Source organism: Micromonospora xinjiangensis (assembly GCF_056150165.1).
This window is the reverse complement of record NZ_JAXCFO010000001.1, coordinates 856,024-879,321: the sequence shown is the minus strand read 5'-3', so window position 1 is coordinate 879,321 and position 23,298 is coordinate 856,024. Positions and strand designations below refer to the sequence as shown.

The 23,298-nt window shown below is 72.8% G+C and carries 21 protein-coding genes; 10 read left to right on the top strand and 11 right to left on the bottom strand.

The window, feature by feature from the left end:
- Window positions 1-146 precede the first annotated feature (146 nt).
- Window positions 147-428, top strand: coding sequence for an adhesin (locus SM573_RS04195; RefSeq protein ID WP_474611976.1), 282 nt, complete (start codon window positions 147-149; stop codon window positions 426-428).
- Window positions 429-506: 78 nt separating this feature from the next.
- On the opposite strand, the gene SM573_RS04190 is transcribed toward SM573_RS04195, so the two are convergent.
- From SM573_RS04190 to SM573_RS04180, 3 genes are all read right to left on the bottom strand, one after another.
- A complete protein-coding gene (locus SM573_RS04190; protein WP_474611977.1) occupies window positions 507-977 on the bottom strand; it encodes a PepSY domain-containing protein in 471 nt (156 codons plus the stop codon).
- A gap of 102 nt (window positions 978-1,079) precedes the next feature.
- Complete coding sequence (locus SM573_RS04185; protein ID WP_474615505.1) at window positions 1,080-2,384, bottom strand: HAMP domain-containing sensor histidine kinase; 1,305 nt, start codon at window positions 2,382-2,384, stop codon at window positions 1,080-1,082.
- On the bottom strand, window positions 2,381-3,076 hold the full coding sequence (locus SM573_RS04180; protein ID WP_474611979.1) for a response regulator transcription factor: 696 nt from the start codon (window positions 3,074-3,076) through the stop codon (window positions 2,381-2,383). Before SM573_RS04180 ends, SM573_RS04185 begins: the two co-directional genes overlap by 4 nt.
- Window positions 3,077-3,178: 102 nt before the next feature.
- Between SM573_RS04180 and SM573_RS04175 the strand changes: the two genes are divergently transcribed.
- The 4 genes from SM573_RS04175 (at window position 3,179) to SM573_RS04160 (ending at window position 6,731) form a co-directional block, all read left to right on the top strand.
- Window positions 3,179-3,640: a septum formation initiator gene (locus tag SM573_RS04175; RefSeq protein ID WP_474615504.1), complete on the top strand. Its 462-nt coding sequence runs from the start codon at window positions 3,179-3,181 to the stop codon at window positions 3,638-3,640.
- A 194-nt stretch (window positions 3,641-3,834) separates the two neighbouring features.
- Complete coding sequence (locus tag SM573_RS04170; protein WP_474611981.1) at window positions 3,835-4,242, top strand: hypothetical protein; 408 nt, start codon at window positions 3,835-3,837, stop codon at window positions 4,240-4,242.
- A gap of 246 nt (window positions 4,243-4,488) precedes the next feature.
- Window positions 4,489-4,878 (top strand): cupin domain-containing protein, encoded by a 390-nt coding sequence (locus SM573_RS04165; protein WP_474611982.1) that lies wholly within the window; start codon window positions 4,489-4,491, stop codon window positions 4,876-4,878.
- A gap of 56 nt (window positions 4,879-4,934) precedes the next feature.
- Window positions 4,935-6,731, top strand: coding sequence for a glycoside hydrolase family 15 protein (locus SM573_RS04160; RefSeq protein ID WP_474611983.1), 1,797 nt, complete (start codon window positions 4,935-4,937; stop codon window positions 6,729-6,731).
- 52 nt (window positions 6,732-6,783) lie between these two features.
- Here SM573_RS04160 and SM573_RS04155 read toward each other — a convergent pair whose 3' ends face one another.
- Both SM573_RS04155 and SM573_RS04150 read right to left on the bottom strand, forming a co-directional pair.
- Complete coding sequence (locus SM573_RS04155) at window positions 6,784-7,974, bottom strand: threonine synthase (protein WP_474615503.1); 1,191 nt, start codon at window positions 7,972-7,974, stop codon at window positions 6,784-6,786.
- A 14-nt stretch (window positions 7,975-7,988) separates the two neighbouring features.
- A complete protein-coding gene (locus tag SM573_RS04150; protein ID WP_474615502.1) occupies window positions 7,989-9,041 on the bottom strand; it encodes a DNA polymerase ligase N-terminal domain-containing protein in 1,053 nt (350 codons plus the stop codon).
- Between the two features lie 93 nt (window positions 9,042-9,134).
- Here SM573_RS04150 and SM573_RS04145 point away from each other — a divergent pair, with 93 nt between their 5' ends.
- The 3 genes from SM573_RS04145 (at window position 9,135) to SM573_RS04135 (ending at window position 11,205) form a co-directional block, all read left to right on the top strand.
- A complete protein-coding gene (locus SM573_RS04145) occupies window positions 9,135-9,923 on the top strand; it encodes an aldo/keto reductase (protein ID WP_474611986.1) in 789 nt (262 codons plus the stop codon).
- A gap of 146 nt (window positions 9,924-10,069) precedes the next feature.
- Window positions 10,070-10,240 (top strand): hypothetical protein, encoded by a 171-nt coding sequence (locus SM573_RS04140; RefSeq protein WP_474611987.1) that lies wholly within the window; start codon window positions 10,070-10,072, stop codon window positions 10,238-10,240.
- A complete protein-coding gene (locus SM573_RS04135) occupies window positions 10,240-11,205 on the top strand; it encodes a golvesin C-terminal-like domain-containing protein (protein WP_474615501.1) in 966 nt (321 codons plus the stop codon). Before SM573_RS04140 ends, SM573_RS04135 begins: the two co-directional genes overlap by 1 nt.
- 54 nt (window positions 11,206-11,259) lie before the next feature.
- Here SM573_RS04135 and SM573_RS04130 read toward each other — a convergent pair whose 3' ends face one another.
- On the bottom strand, window positions 11,260-12,369 hold the full coding sequence (locus SM573_RS04130; protein WP_474615500.1) for a glycoside hydrolase family 12 protein: 1,110 nt from the start codon (window positions 12,367-12,369) through the stop codon (window positions 11,260-11,262).
- A 371-nt stretch (window positions 12,370-12,740) separates the two neighbouring features.
- Between SM573_RS04130 and SM573_RS04125 the strand changes: the two genes are divergently transcribed.
- Both SM573_RS04125 and ctaD read left to right on the top strand, forming a co-directional pair.
- Window positions 12,741-13,847 (top strand): FAD-dependent monooxygenase, encoded by a 1,107-nt coding sequence (locus tag SM573_RS04125; RefSeq protein WP_474611990.1) that lies wholly within the window; start codon window positions 12,741-12,743, stop codon window positions 13,845-13,847.
- A gap of 138 nt (window positions 13,848-13,985) precedes the next feature.
- Complete coding sequence (ctaD, locus tag SM573_RS04120) at window positions 13,986-15,743, top strand: aa3-type cytochrome oxidase subunit I (RefSeq protein ID WP_474611991.1); 1,758 nt, start codon at window positions 13,986-13,988, stop codon at window positions 15,741-15,743.
- Window positions 15,744-15,826: 83 nt separating this feature from the next.
- Here ctaD and SM573_RS04115 read toward each other — a convergent pair whose 3' ends face one another.
- The 5 genes from SM573_RS04115 to SM573_RS04095 form a co-directional block, all read right to left on the bottom strand.
- A complete protein-coding gene (locus SM573_RS04115) occupies window positions 15,827-17,143 on the bottom strand; it encodes a low temperature requirement protein A (protein ID WP_474611992.1) in 1,317 nt (438 codons plus the stop codon).
- A 117-nt stretch (window positions 17,144-17,260) separates the two neighbouring features.
- Window positions 17,261-18,508, bottom strand: coding sequence for an MFS transporter (locus SM573_RS04110; RefSeq protein WP_474611993.1), 1,248 nt, complete (start codon window positions 18,506-18,508; stop codon window positions 17,261-17,263).
- Between the two features lie 41 nt (window positions 18,509-18,549).
- Window positions 18,550-19,131, bottom strand: a complete 582-nt coding sequence (locus SM573_RS04105) for an isochorismatase family protein (RefSeq protein WP_474615499.1) — start codon at window positions 19,129-19,131, stop codon at window positions 18,550-18,552.
- A gap of 58 nt (window positions 19,132-19,189) precedes the next feature.
- A complete protein-coding gene (locus SM573_RS04100) occupies window positions 19,190-20,476 on the bottom strand; it encodes a nicotinate phosphoribosyltransferase (protein ID WP_474615498.1) in 1,287 nt (428 codons plus the stop codon).
- A 16-nt stretch (window positions 20,477-20,492) separates the two neighbouring features.
- On the bottom strand, window positions 20,493-23,171 hold the full coding sequence (locus SM573_RS04095) for a LuxR C-terminal-related transcriptional regulator (RefSeq protein WP_474615497.1): 2,679 nt from the start codon (window positions 23,169-23,171) through the stop codon (window positions 20,493-20,495).
- Window positions 23,172-23,298 lie beyond the last annotated feature (127 nt).

Below are 23,298 nucleotides of genomic sequence, written 5' to 3'. Positions count from 1 at the left end.
AGGCGGAGAGGGGCCCTTGACCTGCCCCTGTGGCGGCACCGACGAATCGCCGCCCGACCACCTCCCACGTGTACCCCGGACGCGGGCCGATCACTGGTCTGCGCCGTTCCGACCGCGATCCGAGAGAATCCACGAGGAGTTCCACCATGCTCACCATGACCGACAACGCTGTCCTGGTCATCCGTGATCTCGCCAATCAGCAGGACGTCGCGGAGGACGGCGGTGTGCGTATCGCCGCCGACGCCGACGCGGGGTCCCTCACCGTCGAGCTCGTGGCCGGGCCGACACAGGGTGACCACGTGGTGGACAACCAGGGCGCCCGCATCTTCCTGGACCGCGACGCGGCGGAGATCCTCGGCGACGCCTCGGTCGACGCGACGGTCGACGACCAGGGCATCGTCCAGTTCGGCTTCACCGAGAAGCAGTGACGCCGACGCGGATGTGGTGCCCGACGATAGGGTCGGGCACCACATCCGCGTGATCAACGCGTCCCGAGGGACGACCGCTCAGTCGTCGTCCCCGTCGTCGTCGCCGTCGTCGTCCCGGTCCTGCTCGGCCCGCAGCACGGTGCCGTTCTCCCGGTCGACGTCGATGTCGTGCTCGACACCGCCGGCCACCACCTCCACGCTCCACACCGGGCGGCCGTGCTCCTGCTCCGCCTCGATCTCGACGATCCGGCCACCGCCCGCCTTCGCCTGGGCGATCTCGCCCGCCCGCTGCGGGCTGATCTCGCCGCCACCGCCGGGGGCGGTGCTCGCCGACGGCGCACCGGCGCTCGGCGTGCCGGCGCTCGCGCTGTCGTCCGGCGTACCGGGAGTGGCGCTGTCGTCCGGCGTGGCGGGCGCGGTCGTGGCAGCGGCCAGCGTCGTGGCCCGCGGCTCCCTCTCCTCGGCCACCGCTGCTCCGATCGCCACGCCGGCCACCGCCAGCACCGCGGCGCCCCCGACCGACGCCAGGAGCATCGAACTGCGCTTCATGGTTCTCCACCTCTCCTCGAAATCTCCCATCGAGGATCGGTCGCCGGTGGCTAGGGCCGCGCTGTCCGGGTGCTAAGGCGACGTTAAGCCCTCGACGCCCGGTCAGGGCCGCCTCGGCGTGCCGACGACCGGGGAGGTTGGCGGGCCCAGCCGAAGGAGCACCTCCGCTCCGCCGCCCGCCGCCGCGCCCAGCTCCAGCCGCCCGCCCGCGGCCTGCGCCGCCCGGTGCGCGATGTCGAGCCCGAGCCCCGTCGAACCGGCCGCGCTCGCGCCTCGGCGTACCGCGTCGGCTGGCAGGCCCGGCCCCCGGTCGGCAACGGTCAACACCACCTGCCCGCCCTCGCGGACCAGCCGCACGGTGAACGGGGTGCCGTCGGGCGTGTGCGCGAAGACGTTGCCGAGCAGCGCGTCCACCGCTGCGGCCAACTCGTCGGCGGGCACGCCGACCGGCAGCGGCCCGGGTGCCAGGTCGAGCGTCACCGGTCGGCCGGTGTCCTCGGCGAGCACGGACCAGAACGCCACCCGCTCGCCGACGATCGCGGCGGCGTCCGAGCCGGTGGGCCCGGCGTCCGGCGTCCGGCGCCACCGAGCCTCGCGGATGAGGCCGGTCACCGCCCGTTCGAGGCCGTCCACGGCCGCCGTGACCCGGGCCGCGTCGTCCGGGTCGCGCAGCGACTCCGCCTCGAGCCGCAGGGCGGTCAACGGCGTACGCAGCCGGTGCGACAGATCCGCCACCTGCTCGCGCTCCTGCACCAGCAGCACCTGGATGCGGCTGGCCAGGTGGTTGAGGGCGCCGGCGACCTCGCGCAGCTCACGGGGCCCGGACGGGGTGACCCGGGCGTCCAGCTCCGCGTTGGCGAGCCGGTGCGAGACGGCCGAGAGCGCGCCGATCGGCCGGACCAGGGTGCGGGCCAGCCGATCGGCGACCACCAAGCCGATGAGCACCAGGAGGAGCCCGAGCAGGGCCAGCACGAGCCAGGCCCGGCCGACGCCCGCGGTCAGCTCGTCCCGGGGCACGCCGACCCGGATCACGCCGGTGCCGTCCGCCCGGCCCTGCACGGCGATGACCACCTCCCGACCGGACTCCGACTCGCCGGTCAGGCTCTGGCCGCGCGCGGCCAGAGCGACGGCCGCGGTGCGGGGGACCGGGGTGCCGAGGACGGTGCCGTCGGGCAGGTACACACTGACCGGCCGACCCGAGTCGGCGGCGAGCTGTTCGACGGTCAGCCGGATGGTGGCCGCGTCGGCGGTCCCCACCACCGGGACGAGACTCTGCGCGTCCGCCGTGGCGCGCACGGTGGCCCGGTCCTCGGCGACGGTACGCACGAGCAGCGCCAGCGGCACCAGGAACGCGAGCAGGATGAGGACGCTGACCGCGGCGACCAGCAGCGCGAGTCGCGCTCTCATCCGGTCGCCCGAGGCGCTTCCAGCCGTACCCCGACACCCCGCACGGTGTGCAGGTAGCGCGGCGTCTGGGCGCTCTCGCCCAGCTTGCGGCGCAGCCAGGACAGGTGCACGTCGACGGTCTTGTCGGCGCCGCCGTACGGCACCTGCCAGACCTCGGTGAGCAGCTCCCGCTTGGTGACCACCTGACCGGGCCGGGCGGCGAGGTGGTGCAGCAGGTCGAACTCGCGCGGGGTCAGCTCGATCGGCGCGCCGTCGAGGGTCACCTGCCGGGAGCGCGGGTCGACGTGTAGCCCGCCGACGACGAGCGCCGGGTCGGGGGCGTTCGCGCCGCCCGGTGCCCGGCGCAGGACGGCCCGGGCGCGGGCGTCGAGCTGCGCGGCGGTGAACGGCTTGACCACGTAGTCGTCGGCGCCCGCGTCGAGCACCCGTACGATCTCCGTCTCGTCGTCGCGGGCGGTCGCCACGATGACCGGCACCGAGCTGACCGCGCGGAGCATCCGCAGCAGCTCGCGACCGTCCAGGTCGGGCAGCCCGAGGTCGAGCACGACGAGATCGGGCCGGTCGTCGAGGGCGTCCCGCAGCCCGGCCATGGCGGTCGAGGCGGCGGCCACCGCGTGTCCCCGCTCCCGCAAGGCACGGATGAGCGGGGTCCGGATGGTGAGGTCGTCCTCGATGAGCAGCAGGCGGGCCACGCTGGCAGGCTAACCGCTACGCGTACCCGCACGGCAGCGCCTTAACCGTCGCTTAGCGTGCCGCTGTGCCGTGGCCAACCTTCGGTCGGGCAGACTCGGCGCATGTCCCGCCGCTGGTTTCTCGTGGCCCTCGGGTGGTTGGCGACCGCCGCCGTCGCCACCCTGATCGGGCTCGGCGCGATCCGGCTCGTCGGCGAGAGCATCGCCGGCACGCCGGGCGGCGTACGCGGTGAGGACGAGATCGCGCGCGCCCTCGCCGCGGCTCCTTCCCCCTCCGTCCCCTCCGTCGCGCCGTCCGGCAGCGCGCCCGTGGCCATCCCGCCGCCCTCGGGCGGCTCCGGAACCCAGCGCAGCTTCACCACGGCCGGCGGCACCGCCGTCGGGGAGTGCACGCCCCAGGGGGTGCGGCTGGTCTTCGCGGCACCGGCTCAGGGCTTTCGTGTGCGCGACTACGACCGTGGCCCGGATGACGACGTCGAGGTGCGCTTCGAGGGCGCCGAGGGGGAGTACGAGCTGAAGCTGCGCTGCCACGGGCAGGAGCCGGTGGCTGTCGAGGACGACTGACTCCCCGGCAGGTCGGCGGAGGTGAGGCGGGTTCGCCTAATCGACATGTGTCCATGATCGGACAGATCTTCGACTGGTTGCCGCCGCGAATCCCGACCTAGGTTCGAGACAAGGGGTGCGATCGCCGCTGATCCCCCGTTGCTTGACAAACCCCCACCGCTGCCGGCCGAGCCGGCCAGCAGGGAGGACCGCACATGCCCAGCTCACGATCCCGGCGGCTGTCGGCGGCCCAGCCCGCACCGGAGGAGGGCGATGCCGTCCGCGCCGACGACGAGGTGACCACCTGCGCGCACGTCGGCCTGCCGGCGACCTCGCGAGTGCTCTTCGCCGTGGTGAACGCGGACGGCGCCCTGATCCGAGGTCTCGGCGTGGCCACCGCCAGCCGTCTCGCCACCGGGATGTACCAGGTGATCTTCGACCAGGACGTGTCGGCGGCCGGCTACGTCGGCACGCTCGGACTGCCGGGCAGCAGCGGCCTCGCACCAGCTGGGGTGATCTCGGTGGCGGGCCGCACCGGCATCCCGAACGGCGTCTTCGTGGAGACCTTCGGCAGCGACGGCACCGCCGCCGACCGGCCGTTCCACCTCGCGGTGCTGTCCTGAGGCGTCCCGGCGCAGACGAGCGCACGGCGCCGCCCGACCCCGGGTCGGAACGTCGCCGCGCTCTGGCCGTCTCCCACCACCGCAGCCGTTCGGCGGTACGACAGCGGGGACCTGGCTCGACCGGCGAAGCACCGGTCTGGGAAGGTCGATCCCCGCACGCTCCGGGTTCAAACCTCAGGGAAGTGGCGAATTCCACCATCTGCGAGTCCCGGCGTGGCGCGGCGACGGAACGGGTATGAGCGCCGCATGGAGCATTTCACGATCGCGACCGTCGCCGAGAAGAGCCCGGACTTCCGGCGGGTGCTGTGGACCGGGCAGCACACGCAGCTAGTGATCATGACGATTCCGCCGGGCGGCGAGATCGGCGAAGAGGTGCACGAGGACATCGACCAGATCCTCACCTTCGTCAGCGGCACCGGTGAGGCCCGGGTCGCGGGGGAGAAGAGGGAGGTCGTGCAGGGCGACCTGGTGGTGGTGCCGGCCGGCACGAAGCACAACTTCGTCAACACCGGCCCCAACCCGCTGGTGCTCTACACGGTCTACGGCCCCCCGGAGCACGCCGACCAGGCCGTGCACCGGACGAAGGAGGAGGCGGACGCCGCGGAGGCCGCGGGCGAGGACGAGCCGCCCCAGTGAGCCCGGGCCGGTGATCCGGCCCGTTGGATCCCGGGCGATCCGGGTACCCGACGCCGATGGAGCAGGCGGCGATCTCCGACTACGGATTCCTCTCCGACTGCCGCTCGGGGGCGCTGGTGGGCCGGGACGGCTCGATCGACTGGTGGTGCCCGGACCGCTTCGACGGGTCAGCCGTCTTCGCCCGACTGCTCGAACCGGGGGCCGGCCACTACCGGCTGGCCCCGGTGGGCGTCGGCGGCCCCGGCCACCGGGTCGAGCGGATGTACCACCCGGACACGCTGGTGCTGCGCACCGTGCACCACACCCCGGAGGGCAGCGTCGCGGTGACGGACGCCCTGGCGACGGACGGCGGCGACCGCGGGCACGACATCGGCATGAACTCACCAGCGGTGCTGGTGCGGGTGGTGGAGGGGCTGTCCGGTCGGGTGCGGATGGCGCTGGAGTTCGTGCCCCGCCCGGAGAGCGGTCTGCTCACCCCGTACCTGCGCGAGGACCCCGAGGGCGGGGTCATCGCCGAGGCCGGGCCGATGCTGCTGGTCCTGCGGGCCACCGGCCTGCCACTGCGGCGCGGACGGGACCGGGTCCGGGCGGAGTTCGAGGTCTCCGCCGGCCAGGTCATCGGCTTCGACCTCGCGTTCGGGCAGGCGTACGGGGAGCCGCCGGCCCGTCTCGACCCGCTGTCCGCACTCGAGGAGACGGTGCGGGCGTGGGAGGCGTTCCGGGAGACGCACCAGTACGCCGGCCGGTACCCGGAACTGGTCCGGCCCAGCGCGACCGTGCTGACCGGTCTGACCTACGGCCGCAGTGGCGCGGTCGCGGCGGCGCTCACCACGTCCCTGCCCGAGCAGCCGGGCGGCGACCGGAACTACGACTACCGCTACTCCTGGCTGCGCGACTTCTCCATGACCCTGCGCGCGCTCTGGGTCGCGGCCTGCCCGCACGAGGCGTCCCGCCTCTTCGACTGGGTGACGCGGTCGATCGGCCAGATTGGCGACGAGCCGGTGCCGGTCCTCTTCGGGCTGCGCGGGGAGCGGGACCTCAGCGAGCACGAGTGTCCCCACCTCGGCGGCTACGGCGGCAACGGCCCGGTACGCGTCGGCAACGACGCCTGGCGGCAGCGGCAGCTCGACGTGCCGGGCGAGATCATGTCCGCGGTCTGGCGGCTGCGCGACTACCTCGGCGACCCGTTCGCCGAGGAGCTGCGGGAGATGGTGCTCGGGTTGACCGAGCAGGTGGCGCGCACCTGGCAACTGCCGGACCGGGGGATGTGGGAGACCCGCGACGTCGAGCGCCACTACCTGTCGTCGAAGGTGCTGTGCTGGGCGGCCATGGACCGGGCGGTCAACCTGGCACACCGCCTCGGCGAGCGGGCCGACCCCCGGCGCTGGGCCGCCGTGCGGGACGAGATCCGCGAGACTGTGCTCCGCGAGGGTTGGAACGAGCGGATCGGCGCGTTCACCAGCGCGTTCGGGTCGACCGAGATGGACGCGTCGGCGCTCTTCCTGCCGGTGGTGCGCTTCCTGCCGGCCGACGACCCGCGGATGCGCTCGACCATCGCCGCCGTGGAACGCGAACTCAGCACCGAGGACGGTCTCGTCCGGCGGTGGAACACCGACCCGGCCGGCTTCCTGCTCTGCTCGTTCTGGCTGGTGGAGTGCCTCGCCATGACCGGCGAGCGCAGGCGGGCCGAGGAGATGTTCACGCGGGTCGCCGGGTACGCGAACGACGTGGGCCTGTTCAGCGAGCAGGTCGACCTGGTGAGCGGGGCGCAGGTGGGCAACGTCCCGCAGGCGCTGTCGCACATCGGTCTGATCAACGCCGCGTGGCGTCTGACCGACCCGAGCGCCCTGTGACCAACACCCGGACGCCGGGCGAGAGTGCGCGCACAACCCCTGGCAGGGCTGCTCAGGCCACCACCGGCACCGCCGACACGTCCACCGTCTCCGGGTACTTCAGACCGGCGCCGGTGTTGAGCACGACCACCCGCTCCCCGGCCCGAATCCACCCGCCGGCCCGCAGCTGGCGCGCGGCGGTGAGACAGGCCGCACCCTCCGGGCAGAGCAGCAGCCCTTCCCGGGCGGCGAACGCGTGCAGGTCGGCCAGGATCTCCTCGTCGGGCACGGCCACCGCGGTGCCGCCGCTGGCGCGCAGCGCGGCCAGGATCAGCTCGTCGCCGAGCGGGGCGGGCACGGTGATGCCGAAGGCGACCGTCCGGGCGTCCGTCCACGGCTGCGCGCGGTCCTCCCCGGCGGCGAAGGCCCGTACGATCGGCGCGCATCCGGTGGACTGCACGGCCACCAGCCGGGGAAGCCGGTCCTCGATCCAACCCAGCTCGCGCATCTCCTGCAACGCCTTGTGGATGCCGATCAGCCCGACGCCGCCGCCGGTCGGATAGATGATCACATCGGGCACCTGCCAGCCGAGCTGCTCGACGATCTCGTATCCCATGGTCTTCTTGCCCTCGAGCCGGTACGGCTCGCGCAGCGTGCCGGCGTCGAAGACGGCGCCGTCGGAGTTGGCCACGAGGTCGGCGACCCGGCGTCCGGCGTCACTGATCAGCCCGTCGATCAGACGCAGGTCGGCCCCGGCGGCCACGCACTCGCGCCGGCAGATGCTCGGCGCGTCGAGCGGCATCACGATCGTCGCGCCCATGCCGGCCCGGGCCGCGTACGTGGCCCAGGCCGCGCCGGCGTTGCCGTTGGTCGGCATGGCGATCCGCCGCACGCCCAGCTCTCGGGCGCGGCTGATGCCCACCGCGGCGCCCCGGGCCTTGAACGAGCCGGTGGGGACGAGCCCCTCGTCCTTGATCATGAGGTCCGGAATGCCGATCTCCGCGCCGTAGCCCGGGGTGCGCAGCAGCGGCGTCCACCCCTCGCCCAGGGTGGTGACGTGCCGGGGGTCGGCGACCGGCAGCACCTCCCGGTAGCGCCAGAGGTCGGCCGGGCGCAGCGGGAACTGTTCCGGGGTGACGGCCTTGGCCACGGCGGCGAGGTCGTAGCGGGCCAGCAGCGGCGAGCCGCAGTCGCAGAGGTTCTGTGGCCGGTCGGCGGCGTGTTCCTTGCCGCAGCGGGGGCACTCCAGGTGGGTCAGGTACACGTCGCTCCTCGCCGTCAGGTCGCGTCGATGCTCAACCAGCGCCGGCTGCGCCGTCCCGGCTCGTAGCCCGAGTCGAGCCGCTTCGCCACCACGCCGGGCAACCCCTGCTCGCGGCTCGCGCGCAGCGCCTCGGCGCCGGTGCCGGGGAACCACGGCGGAGTCTGCCAGCGTGGGCCGCCGAGCGCCAGACCGTCGAGCAGCTCACGGCGCTGGGCGTACGGCAGATCGAGGCAGCTCACGCCCTCCAGCCAGAGCAGGTCGACCACGAGGTACTGGGCGCCCGAGGGCACCCGGCCGCCCGTCGTGGTGGGGGCGGGACGCACCCGCCCACGGTCGTCGATGCGGACGAGCAGGCCGTCCAGCACCGCCTCGGTGGGCGCCATCGCCTCGGCCAGGTCGCGCAGCCACGAGTACTCCCGGGTGATCTCCTCGTCGCTGTCGGAGAGCAGCCGCAGCCGTCCGCCGGACACGTACGCCACCGCGCGGGTTCCGTCCCAGCGCAGCTCGTACCCCCAGTCGGCGTGGTCGCGGGGGAGGCGGGCCGCCGGCGTGGTGTGCATGGGGCGGACCAGCTCCGGCATGCTCGTCCAGCCCTCGGGCGGCGGGTCCATCCGGCGGACCATCCAGTCGCGGTCGTCCCGGCCGGTCGCGAAGAGGACGTACCGCCCGGAGGTGCGCTCACCGTCGAGCACCACGATGACCTCGTCGTCGCGCCACTTCTCGCAGCGGTAGGTGCCGCGGTCGTGGATGGTCATCCTGCCGCCGCCGTACTCGCCGGCCGGGATCTCGCCGTGGAAGTCGAGGTACTCCATCGGGTGGTCCTCGGTGTGCACGGCGAGGTGGTTTCGGCCGCTGTCACGGGGCAGCCCGCGGGGCACCGCCCACGAGGCCAGCACCCCGTCACGCTCCAGCCGCAGGTCCCAGTGCAGGCTGCGGGCGTGGTGCTGCTGGATCACGAACCGGCCCGTGTCGCCCCGCCCGCGCCGGCGCGGAGTCCTCTCCGGCACCGGCTCCGGCGTGCGGGCCGCGTCCCGTCGGCGTCGGTACTCCTCAAGCCGGTCCGCCACACCCGCATTCTCCGGCACGGCGGGCGGGCACGCCGGGTGGTCGCGGGTGCGGTTGCGCCGCATGTGGCGGCGAGGTCGGGTAGAACGGTCGTCATGGACCACGAAGACCAGCCCTCCGTCCTGCTGCCGGGCGAGGTGCGGATGCCCCTGCTCGGCTTCGGCACCTGGCGGGCCACCGGGAAGGCCGGCTACGACGCCGTGCTGGCCGCCCTCGACGCCGGCTACCGGCACATCGACACCGCCACGATCTACGGCAACGAGAAGGAGGTCGGCGAGGCGTTGCGGGAGAGCGGTCTGCGCCGTGAGGACGTCTTCCTCACGACGAAGCTGCCGCCGGACAGGGTGGGCCGGGAGCGCGAGACGCTGGAAGCGAGCCTGCGGGCACTCGGCACCGAGTACGTGGACCTGTGGCTGATCCACTGGCCGCCGTCCGCCGCGGGCGACAGCCTGCCGATGTGGCGGGAGCTGCTCGCCGCCCGGGACGAGGGCCTCGTCCGGGCCGTCGGGGTGAGCAACTACAGCACTCCGGAGATCGACGAGCTGATCCAGGCCACCGAGGAGAATCCGGCGGTCAACCAGATCCGGTGGAGCCCGTTCCTGTACGACCGGCAGCGGCACGCCGAACACCGGGACCGCGGCGTGGTGCTGGAGGGGTACAGCCCACTCGACACCAGCGATCTCTCCGACCCGCTGCTGGCCCGGATCGCCTCGGCGCACGACGTCTCGCCGGCCCAGGTGGTGCTGCGCTGGCACATCGACCACGAGATCGTGGTGATTCCGAAGAGCGTCACCCCGGAGCGGATCCAGGCCAACGCGGACGTCTTCCGCTTCTCGCTGACCGCGGAGGAGATGCGCGAACTCGACGCGCTCGGCTCGGCCTGACCGGTCACCACTTCTGCCAATTTCCTTCAGCCGTGCGCCCGCTCCTGAAGGGTATCGACATCGACGTATGTGGAGATGTAGCGTGCCGCCATCACGTACGTCGATGTTTCGTGATCCCTCCGCACCGCCTCGCACGAAGGAGTGCCATGGCTCCCTCCCGAACCGTCCGTCTGCGCCGCCGGGGTCTGCTCGGCGTTCCCGCCCTGGTGGTCACCGCGCTGACCGCCGCCGCCGTGCGGCCCGCCCCGGCGGTCGCCGCGCCGCTCGACACCGCGCCGAAGGCCGAGTGCCTCGCCGACCTGCTCGGTGGTGCCTGATGGCCACCATTCCCTGGCTCGTGGACGTGCTGCGGTCCGCCGGTGTCCAGGTCGTCGTCGAGGGCGACTGGCTCAACCGGATGCGCCCCGGTGACTTCAACCCGATCGGGGTGCTCTGGCACCACACCGCCGCCACCTCCAGCGCCAGCAACCCGCACCCGGCGCTCAACATCTGCATCAACGGCCGGTCCGACCTGCCCGGCCCGCTCTGCCAGGCCCTCGTCGACTACCACGGCGTCTTCCACGTGATCTCCGCGGGCCGGTGCAACCACGCCGGCGCCAGCCGAGGCAGCGGGCCGATCCCGGCTGGTGACGGCAACACGCTCATGATCGGGTGGGAGATCGACTACAACGGGGTCAACCAGGAGATGACGGCGGCCCAGTACAGCGCGTCGATCGCGGCGACCGCCGCGGTGCTCACCCGGCTGGGCAGGGACGCCAGTCACGCCCGCGGGCACCGGGAGACCAGCACCACCGGCAAGATCGACCCCTCCTTCATCGACCTGAACGTGATGCGCGCCGACGTGGCCGCGAAGATGGCCGGCGGCGGCACCGCCTGGTCGTCTGTCGTGGACAACACCACTGCCGGCCGGTTCACCGCGAGCGCGAGTTGGGGGATCTCCTCCTATTCGGCGCAGCGCTACGGCACCGACTACCGGTACGCCGACCCCGTGGCGGCGAGCGATCCGGCCTGGTACCGGTTCAACGTCCCGGCGGCCGGCAACTACCGCGTCGACGCCTGGTGGCCGGCGAACTCCGGCTACAACAGCGCCACGCCGTACGTCGTGGCCACGTCGAGCGGGAACCGCACGGTCTACGTCGACCAGCGGGCCACCGGCGGGCAGTGGCGGACCCTCGGCACGTTCGCGTTGCCCGCCGGCGACGCCGATCGGGTGGCGGTCAGCCGGTGGAGCTCGGCCGGCGGCCTGGTCATCGCCGACGCCGTGCGGCTCACCCGCGTCTGACCACCGTGACCGGCCGGCAGGGGGCGCCGCTCGCGCCCCCTGCCGGCGGCCCCGTCAGCCCCGGGTGCAGGCGGTCCCGTTCAGGCTGAAGCTGGTCGGCGACGCGTACGCGCCGCTCAACGTCCCCTGGTAACCGAAGCTCGCCGTGCCGCCCGGCGCGATGGTGCCGTTCCAGCCCAGGTTCCGCGCGGTCACCGTCGACCCACTCTGGCTCACCGTGGCGTTCCAGGCGTTGCCGACCTGCTGCCCGGCCGGCAGCTGGTAGGTGAGCGCCCATCCGTTGACCGGGCTCGACCCGGTGTTGGTGATCCGGACGTCGGCGGTGAAGCCGGTGCCCCACGCGTTGGCCGTGTACGACACCGCGCAGGCGGCTCCGGGCGGCGGGGTGGTCGGGGGCGGTGTGCCGCCGCCGGTGACCGCCGCCGAGAACGAGTTCACCGCCAGCCCGGCGCCGCCCTGCCACGGCTCGAAACCGGCCTGGATGCTGGTCAGGTACCAGCTGTCGGTGATCGCACCGCGGTTGCGCACGTCGGCGATGAAGTCGAGCACGCTGAAGCTCAGACTGGTGATCGGCGACGGCGCCACGTACGACACGACGTTGTTGGCGCCGTTGCTGCCGCGCCAGACCTCCCAGGTCCGGCCGGCGAGGGTGGCCGTGCCGACCGGGGAGCCGATCGGCTGGATCGGGCCCTGGCGGTTGAGCCAGATCATGATCTCCATCTGGTTCACCCCGTCGCGCTTCGGTGTCGGGTCCAGCCAGATGTCGTAGGACGCGTTGTAGGTGGCGCCGCTGACGTAGCGGTAGCTGATGCTGCTGGTGGCGCTGCTGATCTGGCTCACCTGGATCGGCAGGGTCGTGCCGGGTGAGCAGTTCGTGTAGTGGCAGCCCAGGAAGACGGAGGGGTACGCCGTCGGCGCGCCGTTGGTCGGGTTGCTCCCCTCCTGGGTGGTGATCTCGAAGCCGGTGTCGGTGACGTTGATGCACTGCTGCGCGCTGGTGCCCCACCGGTTGTTCTGTACGACGTACCGGCCGCCGATGACGGTAGAGCCGTACTGCTCACAGATCTGGGTGTCGGCGGACGCGTGCCCGCCGAGGGCCACGGCGATGAGGGAGCTGCCGGCCAGCAGGCCGGCGGCCATCAGGGCCCGAAGTGGACGTCTCATGTTGCTCCTCGGGATCGGCGCTGCCCGGGCGCCGGTGTACGAGTGATATCGGGAGCGCTCCCACGCTCGTCACACATTGACATCCGTGAAACAGGTGCGCAACCGCTCGGGGCCTATGCCCGGAAAGTCAGGTCTTGCGCGTCGCGCGGGAGCCGGACGTACGACGCGGTGTCGCCGCCCACGTGGCACCCCGGCTCCACCGAAGTGGGGAGGTGACGCCTCCGGGTGACCGGAGGCTGCCGCCACGTGACCGGCGCCGAAAGTCCCGCCAGCGATACCCGGGGGCCGATCGGCCCTGGTGTGCGCCGATTGCGCCGAGTAGTGTCCTGTATCCGACGCGTGCCGAAACCCCTCCGGAGGCGTACCGCACCATGCGTGGCTCCCCCCTGCGCATCCTCATCGTCGGCGCGGGCATCGCCGGCCTCGCCGTGGCCCGGGCGCTGCGGATGGCGGGCTTCCGCCCCGACGTGACCGAGAAGCTGCCGCCGGGGGAGTCCCACGAGACCGGCCTCTATCTGCCCGGGAACGCCGCCCGCGCACTGCGGCGCCTCGACCTCGACGGGCCGGTCCGGCCGCTGGGGCACGTCGTGCACCGGCAGCGCTTCCTGGACGCGGCCGGCGATCTGCTCTGCGAGGTCGACCTCGACGCGCTCTGGGCCGGAGTGGGCGAATGTCGGGCGCTGCCCCGGGCCGAGCTGCACCGGGTGCTGCTCACCGGCGCCGGTGGCGCCGTGCGGCACGGCGCCGAGGTGCGCACCCTCGATCTGCTTCCCGCCGGCGTCGGCGTGACGTTCGTCGACGGCACCACCGCCGAGTACGACCTCGTCATCGGCGCCGACGGCCCGCGCTCGTCGGTGCGTTCGCTCGCCGCGCTCGGCGGCCCGCCCCGGCCGGCCGGGCAGGTCGTCTACCGCACGGTCCTGCGTGACGCGCCGCCCGTCACCGAATGGACGGCCCTGCTCGGTCAGCGCGCCGGGTTCCTGATGGTGCCGATCGGCGCCGGGAGGCTGCACTGCTACGCCGACGAGGCCGGCACCGAGCCGCCCGCCGATCCGGTGGCCCGGCTGCGCGAGCTGTTCGGCTCGTACGGCGGCCCGGTGCCGGAGGTGCTCGACGCGGTGCAGTGGGTCAACGTCGGGCTCACCGACGAGGTGGAGCTGGGGCGCTGGTACCGGGGACGGGTGCTGCTCGTCGGGGACGCCGCGCACGCCACCGCGCCGACGCTGTCCCAGGGCGCCGCGATGGCCCTGGAGGACGCCGTGGTGCTCGCCGAGTCACTCACGGCCGCCGGCACCGTCGAGGCGGCCCTGGTGGCGTACGAGAGCCGGCGCCGCCCGCGTACCCGGTGGGTGCGGGACCGCACGCGCGACCGCAACCGGACCCGGGACGTCCCGCCGGCGTTGCGCGACCCGCTGTTGCGCGGCCGCGGCGACCGGATCTTCGGTGAGCACTACCGTCTGCTACTGGGTCCGCTCTGAGCGCTCGGCGCGGCGGAAGATCGTAGCTGGCCACCCCACGCGGCGCTGCCACCTGCCGGGGACTATCCTCCTTGCGGATGACGGCTCGCCCATAAACAGCGCGTGCCGAGCGGGACAACCGAGAACCGGAGGCCATTCGTGACCACCGTCGCACCCAAGCCGGTCGTGACCCGGCCCTGGCCGGTCCGAGAGCCGGTAAAGGGGTCGGCCATCGCGCGGCTGCTGCGCACCACGGACGCGAAGCAGATCGGGATCATGTACATGGTCACCGCGTTCGCGTTCTTCATGATCGGTGGCCTCATGGCCCTGATCATGCGCGCCGAGCTGGCGCGGCCGGGGCTGCAGTTCCTGTCGCCGGAGCAGTACAACCAGCTCTTCACCATGCACGGCACGATCATGCTGCTGTTCTTCGCGACGCCGATCGTGTTCGCCTTCGCCAACTACATCGTGCCGATCCAGATCGGCGCGCCGGACGTGTCCTTCCCGCGGCTGAACAGCTTCGCCTACTGGCTGTACCTGTTCGGCGGCACGATGGCGACCGCCGGCTTCATCACCCCGGGTGGCGCCGCCGACTTCGGCTGGTTCGCCTACGCCCCGCTCAGCAGCGTGGAGCACTCCCCGGGCGTCGGTGCCAACATGTGGATCATGGGTCTGGCCATCTCCGGTCTGGGCACCATCCTCGGCGCCGTCAACATGATCACGACGGTGCTGACCCTGCGGGCGCCCGGCATGACCATGTTCCGGATGCCGATCTTCACCTGGAACATCCTGGTCACCAGCCTCCTGGTCATCCTGGTCTTCCCGCTGCTGGCCGCCGCGCTCTTCGCGCTCGCCGCGGACCGGCTCCTCGGCGCCCACGTGTACGACCCGGCGACCGGCGGACCGATGCTCTGGCAGCACCTGTTCTGGTTCTTCGGCCACCCCGAGGTCTACATCGTCGCGCTGCCGTTCTTCGGCATCATCAGCGAGATCATCCCGGTCTTCTCCCGTAAGCCGATCTTCGGCTACAAGGGCCTGGTGGCCGCGACCCTGGCCATCGCCGCGCTCTCCATGAGCGTGTGGGCGCACCACATGTTCGCGACCGGCCAGGTGCTGCTGCCGTTCTTCAGCTTCCTGAGCTTCCTGATCGCCGTGCCCACCGGTATGAAGTTCTTCAACTGGATCGGCACCATGTGGCGCGGTCAGGTCAGCTTCGAGTCGCCGATGCTCTGGTCGATCGGCTTCCTGGTGACGTTCCTCTTCGGTGGTCTCACCGGTGTGCTGCTGGCCAGCCCGCCGCTGGACTTCCACGTCTCCGACTCGTACTTCGTGGTGGCCCACTTCCACTACGTGCTCTTCGGCACCATCGTGTTCGCGGTGTTCGCCGGCATCTACTTCTGGTTCCCGAAGATGTTCGGCCGGATGCTCGACGAGCGGCTCGCCAAGGTGCACTTCTGGCTGACCATGATCGGCTTCCACACCACGTTCCTGGTGCAGCACTGGCTGGGCAACGAGGGCATGCCCCGTCGGTACGCCGACTACCTGCCCAGCGACGGCTTCACCACGCTCAACACGATCTCCACCGTCGGTGCCTTCATCACCGGTATCTCGACGCTCCCGTTCATCTACAACTGCTGGAAGTCGTACAAGACCGGTCCGGTGGTCGAGGTCGACGACCCCTGGGGTCACGGCAACTCGCTGGAGTGGGCCACCAGCTGCCCGCCGCCGCTGCGCAACTTCGACCGGATGCCGCGGATCCGCTCCGAGCGGCCGGCGTTCGACCTCAAGTTCCCGGAGCTGGCCGCCGGCGGCCAGAGCCTGGCCGGCCCGCCGGAGGGTGGCGCGAAGCCGCTCACCAGCGAGTCGGACGGCGGCGCCCGCTACACCGAGGACACCGCGAGCAACATCGACCGCTGACCGCCAGCTCCACGTCCGACGGGCGCCACCTCACGGGTGGCGCCCGTCGCCGCTTTACCCCCCCGCTCCACCGGCCGCGCGCGTCACGGTCCGGTCGGGTGTGACCAGCCGGTTCCCATGCCCGACTCCTCGGTGGCCCGGTGCATCAGGGTCGCCTCGCGGAGCTTGTTGCGCTGCCCGTCGGCGACGATGACCTCCACCACGACGAGCCCGACACAGCAGGCGGCGAGCTGCCCGAGTGCGCTCAGTGCCCGAGCGCCGTCGGTGAACGGGACGAGCGCGATCAGGATCACGACCACCGCCAGGCGGGGCCAGATGATCGTCCTGAGGATCCCGGTGATCCGGAGCTGGAAGGCGATGTGGGTGAGCAGGAAGAGCGCGACTCCGCCGTAGAGCGTGTACAGCTGGAGCCCCTCCAACCGCCAGCCGTGTGCTCCGTCGCGCGCGTCGGTGATCACCTCCTTCAGCCCGACGGCGTACAGGATGATGCCGGCGATCATCGGCAGGTGCAGGTACGTGTAGCCGTCCCGGGCGAGGTTCACCCGCCGCACCGGCGGGCACCGGCGCATCGACTGCTCACCCGCGAGCGCCACGACGTCGAAGTAGAGCCACTCGAGGGCCGCCGCGATCACGAGACCGAGCGCCGACGCCCAGAGGAGCCACCACGAGATCGGGACGTCCAGGCTGCTCAGTCCGATCGCGATGATCGATTCCCCCAGCGCCACGAGGACGATGAGCCCGTGTCGTTCGGCCCAGTGCCGTGCGGACAGCACCCTCCGCCGCGCCGGGAGGCCCATACCCAAGCCGAAGTCGACGGCGACGGCGGCGCCCCAGAACGCGGTCTGCGCGAGATCGGCCTGCCACGGGGCGTCGAACAGTCGCTGCGGCACGAGAGCCGCTGCGAACAGGAACACGCCGCCGCCGGCCAGCGGCACCGTCATGACCACGAGGTCGCGGACGGTCATCTCCGGAAGGGCGTACCACCGTAGGGACAGCATGAACGCCCGCACGAGCACGTAGCAGGTGGCGAACACGAGCGGGCCGCTCACACCGCCCGGGCCGTCGCGGAACGCCTCCCGCGTCGAGATCGCGAGCAGGAACAGGATCGCCGTAACGGCGAGCAATGCCGCCCTCGTCACACCGAAGTCGGCTCTTACCCGGTTGGCGACCCAGACGGAGATGGACCAGGACCACCACAGGATGGTGAGGACAAGCATCCCGTTGATGACCCCGTGGAGCGTGAAGTCCTGTGTCACCAGGGTGGTGACCTGGACGAACGCGAAGACGAACACCAGGTCGAAGAAGAGCTCCGAGGTGGTGGACGAGGTGCTCTCCACGACCTTCTTCGTGCCTGGCGGTGCCGGGTGGCCCCTTTCGCTCGCGTCGTCACTGCTCGTCACCGGTCGATTCTCGCAACGCGGCGGCGCAGACCGGTTACTTATCGCAAGAGCGCGGCGGTCTTCTGCCGCAGCCGGGTTCGGCGCGGGCCGTGACAGAGAGTCCTGGCTGGTTACCGCTCAGGGGGTGACGGCGGGTTCCCGCTCGGTTTCGGCGGGCACCGCGACGGCCGCCGTGCGGCGGTGGCGCAGCTCGATCGGCAGCACGGCGAGCGCCACCAGCGCCCCGATCACGCCGGTGACCGCGAACCCCCACCAGGGGGCCCGCGCGTCGATGACCGCGCCGGCCAGCGGGGCGCCGACCGCGAGGCCGATGGTGACGGCGGAGCCGTGCAGGCCCATCGCCTCGCCCCGTACGGCTGCGGGGGCCAGCCGGCTGACCGCGTCGGCGGTCGCCGCGATGGTCGGGGCGCAGAGCGCCCCGGCCGGGATCATGGCCAGGGAGAGCAGCCACCAGTGGGATCCGCCCAACCCGACCGGGATGGTGCAGAGGCTCAGCCCGGCCATGAGCGCGAGCGGCGAGACGGGGCGGTGGGCGGCGCCGTACGCGAAGCCGCCCACGAGCGAGGCGACCGCCCACATGGCCAGGACCGCGCCCGTCCAGCCGGCCTCGCCGCTCTCCCGCAGCACGGCGACCACCGCCACGTCGGTGCCGCCGAGCACGAGGGTGGCGGCGAGGCTGACGGCCAGCACGGCCAGCAGCCGGGGCGTCACCCACTCACGCCGGCGCACCCGGCGCCGTGGCGTGTCCGCCTCCTCGCTGGCCTCCGCGGTGGCGGGGTTGAGCAGCCAGAACGCGGCTCCGGCGGCGACGATGCCGGCCCCGACCAGGTAGAGGGTGTAGCGCGCGGAGATCGCGGTGGCCATGGCCACCGCGAGCGCCGGGCCGACCATGAACGACAGCTCGACCGACATCGAGTCGAGCGCGTACGCCGGGCGGCGCCGCTCGGCGGGCACCATCGCGGCGATGGACTGCCGGACCACGGAGAAGATCGGTAGGGCGAGTGAGCCGGCGACGAACGCGGCCGGCAGGAGCAGCAGGTACGGCAGCGAGGGCGCCGTGGACCAGAAGACCGCCTCGACGATCCCGGTCAGCAGGAGCACGGGCCGCAGCCCGTGGCGGTCGATCAGCCGACCGAGCACCGGGCCGCCGATCGCCGCGCCGACCGTGATCGCGGTGCCGACCAGCCCCGCGGCGGCGTACCCGCGGCCGAGGTCCTGGACCACGTAGAACGTCAACGTCACCCCGGTCGCGGTGAGCGGGATGCGGGCGAGCACCGCCACCAGCAGCAGCGTCCGGAGCCCGGGCAGGGCGAGTGCCTCCCGGTAAGGCTTGAGATTCACGACGGTCCGTACCTCCGGCGCCATCCTCGCCGGAGGAGCCCCGGCGCCGCCAACGGATTACCAGATCATGCGGTCCTGATCACAGGCGCGCCCCGCAGCGTGACGCCGGCGCCCTCCAGGGCCCGCAGCGCCACGTCGGTGGTCGTCGGGGCGACGGCGGCCGTGAGGTCCAGCAGCACGGTGGTGGCGAAGCCCTCCCGGGCGGCGTCGAGCGCGGTGGCCCGCACGCAGTGGTCGGTGGCGATGCCGACCAGTTCGACCCGGTCCACGCCGTGCCGGCGCAGCCAGTCGGCCAGGCATTCGCCGTCCGCGGCGTGCCCCTCGAAACCGGAGTACGCGGCGGCGTGCTCGCCCTTGTGGAAGATCTCCTCGATCCGCCCGGTCTCCAGGGCCGGGTGAAACTCGGAGCCGGGCGTGCCGACCACGCAGTGGCGGGGCCACGAGTCGACGAAGTCGGGCGGGTCGCCGAAGTGGGCACCGGGGTCGACGTGGTAGTCCTTCGTCGCCACCACGTGACTCCACCGATCGGGTTCGGCGGCGAGCAGCCGGGTGATGGCGGCCGCCACGTCCGCCCCACCGCCGACGGCCAGCGAGCCGCCCTCACAGAAGTCGTTCTGCACATCCACGATGATCAGCGCGTTGCTCACCGTTGCTCCCTTCCGACGACTGGGCGTGGGCCCCCTCGGCCCGGAGTACGTGCCACCGTCACTCCGCCGGCACGACGGTCACCGGGATGGCCGGGTCGCCCGCGGAGAGCTTCAGACCTTCCCAGGGGATGGAGATGAGGCACTCCCGCAGGTGCTCCCGCGACTGGTTGAGCGTCGGCAGGTCGACCGGCTCGCCGCCGGCCACGAACGGGCGCTGGAGCAGCCGGTCGTTGGGCTGCCGCTCCGGCACACCCTGCGGGACGATGACCTCCTCGGTGGCGGTGCCGGTCGGCTTGTGCCGGCGTACGGCGACCTTGCGGCCGCCGATGGTCGCCTTGTGCTCCGACCGCTTCACCACCGGCCGGCCGTCGACCTCGACCAGCTTGTAGACCAGGCCGACCGTGGGTGCCCCGGAACCGGTGACGACGGCCGTGCCCGCGCCGTACATGTCCACCGGCTCGGCAGCGAGCGCGGCGATCGCGTACTCGTCCAGATCACCCGATACGATGATCTTGGTCTCGGTGGCGCCGAGGGAGTCGAGCAGTTCGCGGGACTGCTGGGCGATCACCGCGAGGTCGCCCGAGTCGATCCGCACCGCCCGCAGGTCCGTCCCGGCCACCGCGATGGCGTTGCGGATGCCCTGGCTGATGTCGTACGTGTCGACGAGCAACGTGGTGTCCTTGCCCAACGTCGCGACCTGCGAGGCGAACGCCGCCCGCTCGTCGTCGTGCAGCAGCGTGAACGCGTGCGCCGCCGTGCCGGCCGTGGGGATGCCGTAGCGCCGACCCGCCTCCAGGTTGGAGGTGAACCCGAACCCGGCCAGGTAGGCCGCGCGGGCGGCGGCCACCGCCGCCCCCTCGTGCGCGCGCCGGGAGCCCATCTCGATGAGCGTACGACCGCGGGCGGCGGTCACCATCCGGGCGGCGGCCGCGGCCACGGCGCTGTCGTGGTTGAGCACGGACAGCACCAGCGTCTCCAGCACGACGCACTCGGCGAACCCGCCGGAGACGGTGAGGACGGGGGAGTTGGGGAAGAAGAGCTCGCCCTCGGCGTACCCGTCGATGTCGCCGGTGAAGCGGTAGTCCCGCAGCCAGGCGGCGGCCTGCTCGTCGACCACACCGGTGCCCAGCAGGAAGTCCACCTCGGCCTCGTCGAACCGGAACTCGCGGATCAGCTCGATGAGGCGCCCGGTGCCGGCGACCACGCCGTAGCGGCGCCCGGCCGGCAGCCGGCGACTGAACACCTCGAAGACGCAGCGGCGGTCGGCGGTGCCGTCACGCAGGGCCGCGCTGACCATGGTCAGCTCGTAGTGGTCGGTCAGCAGTGCGGGGCGAAGGGTGCTCACCGCCCCAGCCTAGAGTTCACCCGGCGTCTCCGCCCTCGTGGCCCGGGATCGCCCGCAGCGCCGCCCGCAGGTCCGTGCGGTTGGTCACGCCGAGCTTGGCGTAGACGCGCTGGAGGTGGTTCTCCACCGTGCGCGCGGAGAGGTAGAGCTTCTCCGCGATGGCCTTGCTCGTCGCCCCGTGGGAGGCGAGGCGGGCGACCTCCCACTCCCGGTCGGTCAGCACCGGCGTGCCGGCGCGCAGGGCGGGTGTGTGGATGAGGTCGCAACGGTTGAGCAACGCGGCGAGGCGTTCCCGCGCCCGCGCCGCATCGGCGGGCTGCTCCCGGCGCAGCCGGCGCACGGCGGCGGCGGTCGCCTCGGCGGCGAAGACGTTCAGCTCGCGCGCGGCGAAGTCCTCGGCGACGGCGAGCAGGTCGGCCGGGCAGCCGGAGACGACCGCGCGGGCGTGCCGGGCCAGCAGCGGCGGCAGCTCCCCGTCGACCCGCTCGGAGAGCTCGGTGAGGCGTTGGGCGACCGTGCGGCGGCTGCCGTCGGAGCAGGTGGGGCCGATCGGAGCGGCCGCCTGGTCGAGCCGGACCAGGTCGTGCAGGACGTGCACCTCGTGACCGGCGAAGCCGTCCCCGCGTAACCGGTCGGCCAGCTCGGTCAGCTGCTTGACCGCACCGGGCAGGTCACCGGCCGCGGCGAGCGCCGCACCGCGCGCCTGCTCCAGCCACGGGTAGAGCACCGCCATGCCGGGGGCGTGGGTGCGGTCGGCCTCGGCCATCGCCTCGGCGGCCTGGGCCGCGTCGCCGCGCAGGGCCGCGGCCTGGGCGCGTTCGGCCTGCGCCAGGCCGGCGTAGACGCGGCTGGTGGCGAGCACCGCGCAGGCGCCGAGGCTCGTCCGCAGCGCGGCGTCGCTCTGCCCGCGCAGCCGCGCCGCATACGCCTGGAGGATGGCCAGGTAGCCGGTGCCGAGCCGGAAGTCACCGGCGCCCGCCAGGTCGGCGAACTCGTCGACCACGATGGCGTCGATGCCGGCCAGGTCGCCGGCGAGCGTGAGCCGGGTGCCCCGGGCCAGCTCCAGGGCGAGTTGCAGGTACGGCATGTCGGCACGCCACCGCGCCGCCTCCGAGTGGGCCTGGGCGATGGCCGTGCCGCTGCGGCGCAGCTGCCCCTCCGCGGCCTGCAGGTACGCGATGGTGCACCGGGCCAGCTCCCGCGCGGCGACGCTGGCGGCGGGACGGTCGAGCACACCCTGGCTGAGCCGCAGCGCGGTGGCCGTGTCGAGCCGGTGCAGGCGCATGATCGCCTCGAACGCGCGCACCCGGGCCTGGTCGGCCGAGTCGGTCAGGGCCGCGGCGCGCGCCGCGATCTCCTCCACGGTGGACTCCTGACTGAGCCCCCAGTAGGTCACCATCCCGCGGACGGTGAGCCACCGGGCGAACCGCTCGCCGTCGGTGGGGTCGGGGGAGACGGCGTCGAGCACCTCGATCGCCTCCTCCGGCCGGTCGGCGAACATCAGGATGGTGGCGAGCAGCTCGGCGGCGCCGAACCCGCCGCCGGCCTCGAGCGCCGCCCGGGCCAGCCGGGTCGCCAGGGGCACGTCGTAGCGGCTGAACGCCTGACCGGCCGCTTCGAGCAGCAGCCCGGCGTCCTGGGCGGTGCCGGAGTCGAGCCGCCACACGGCCACCCGGAGGAGGTCGTCGCGTCGCCGCTTGCCCACGCCCTCCAGCAGCTCGGCGAGGTGGGCCTGCAGGCGCCGGGTGCGGCTGACCGGGCAGCGGCGGCGCATGACCTCGCCGTAGAGCGGGTGGGCCAGGCGGACGTTGGTGCGCCGGTCGTGCTGGACCACCGTGATCAGCCCGCGCTCCTCGGCGATCTCCACGTCCTGCCGGTCGACGGCCTGGTCGAGCAGGTGCAGGCCGAGCGGTTCACCGAACGCGACAAGCTCGACCACCGCCCGGACGCCGGGGGTGAGCTGCCCGATCCGGGTGTCGATCAGGTCGGACAGGTTCGGCGCCAGCTCCAGCCGGCCCGTCCACTTCCAGATCCCGTACGTGCGGGTCAGCTCCTCGCTGCCGGAGGCCGCGTGCACCAGCTCCCGCAGCAGCAGCGGGTTGCCGGCGGAGAGCCGGCCCAGCCGGTCGGCGGAGCCGGCGTCGACGGGGCCGCCCAGGATCGCGGCGAGCAGGCCGGCGGTCTCCGCCGGTGCCATGGGGCTCAGCTCGGCCTTGTCGACCAGGTCGTCCGTCCACAGTGCGCGGATCGGCAGCGGGATCTCCTCGCCGTCGCGCAGCGTGCCGATCACGGTGGCGTTGTCGGCGCGGGCCACGAGGTGCACGAGCGCCGCCGAGGGCGGGTCGAGCAGATGCGCGTCGTCGATGGCGAGCACGATGCGTCGCCCGGCCGCCTGCTGCTGGAGCACGTCGAGCGCCCACCGCAGGATGCCGGCCGGCGACAGTCCCTGCGGCTGCTCGGCGGGGAGCACCTGCACGAGCCCGCCGAAGGGCAGCGCCGCGGTGGTGGCGCTCGCGGCGATCGACCAGATCGCGTACTGCTCGGTGGGTAGCGCGGCGACGCCCTCGCGGAGCAGGCGGCTCTTGCCGATGCCCGCGCTGCCGCTGAAGAAGAGCCCCCGCCCCTCCGTGCCGGTCACCGCCGACAACAGACGGTTGAGCTCATCCGTACGCCCGACGAAACTCCACCGACTCATCCCGGCAGCATATCCATCGAAATCGGTCCGCGTGCAGACCGTCACGCAGCGAAGTTGAGTAATCTGGCGATTACTGGTGAGTATCCGTTCTGTTCCGCCTGGACAGGGCCGCGCTCGTAGTCTTCCG

Bases quoted from the DNA above. Each gene is read 5' to 3' on its own strand.
- SM573_RS04185 (WP_474615505.1), bottom strand. From the start codon at position 2,384: ATGAGAGCGCGACTCGCGCTGCTGGTCGCCGCGGTCAGCGTCCTCATC.
- SM573_RS04140 (WP_474611987.1), top strand. From the start codon at position 10,070: ATGGCTCCCTCCCGAACCGTCCGTCTGCGCCGCCGGGGTCTGCTCGGC.
- SM573_RS04160 (WP_474611983.1), top strand. From the start codon at position 4,935: ATGGAGCAGGCGGCGATCTCCGACTACGGATTCCTCTCCGACTGCCGC.
- SM573_RS04095 (WP_474615497.1), bottom strand. From the start codon at position 23,171: ATGAGTCGGTGGAGTTTCGTCGGGCGTACGGATGAGCTCAACCGTCTG.
- SM573_RS04125 (WP_474611990.1), top strand. From the start codon at position 12,741: ATGCGTGGCTCCCCCCTGCGCATCCTCATCGTCGGCGCGGGCATCGCC.
- SM573_RS04195 (WP_474611976.1), top strand. From the start codon at position 147: ATGCTCACCATGACCGACAACGCTGTCCTGGTCATCCGTGATCTCGCC.
- SM573_RS04165 (WP_474611982.1), top strand. From the start codon at position 4,489: ATGGAGCATTTCACGATCGCGACCGTCGCCGAGAAGAGCCCGGACTTC.
- SM573_RS04190 (WP_474611977.1), bottom strand. From the start codon at position 977: ATGAAGCGCAGTTCGATGCTCCTGGCGTCGGTCGGGGGCGCCGCGGTG.
- SM573_RS04110 (WP_474611993.1), bottom strand. From the start codon at position 18,508: ATGGCGCCGGAGGTACGGACCGTCGTGAATCTCAAGCCTTACCGGGAG.
- SM573_RS04135 (WP_474615501.1), top strand. From the start codon at position 10,240: ATGGCCACCATTCCCTGGCTCGTGGACGTGCTGCGGTCCGCCGGTGTC.
- SM573_RS04145 (WP_474611986.1), top strand. From the start codon at position 9,135: ATGGACCACGAAGACCAGCCCTCCGTCCTGCTGCCGGGCGAGGTGCGG.
- SM573_RS04170 (WP_474611981.1), top strand. From the start codon at position 3,835: ATGCCCAGCTCACGATCCCGGCGGCTGTCGGCGGCCCAGCCCGCACCG.
- SM573_RS04130 (WP_474615500.1), bottom strand. From the start codon at position 12,369: ATGAGACGTCCACTTCGGGCCCTGATGGCCGCCGGCCTGCTGGCCGGC.
- SM573_RS04175 (WP_474615504.1), top strand. From the start codon at position 3,179: ATGTCCCGCCGCTGGTTTCTCGTGGCCCTCGGGTGGTTGGCGACCGCC.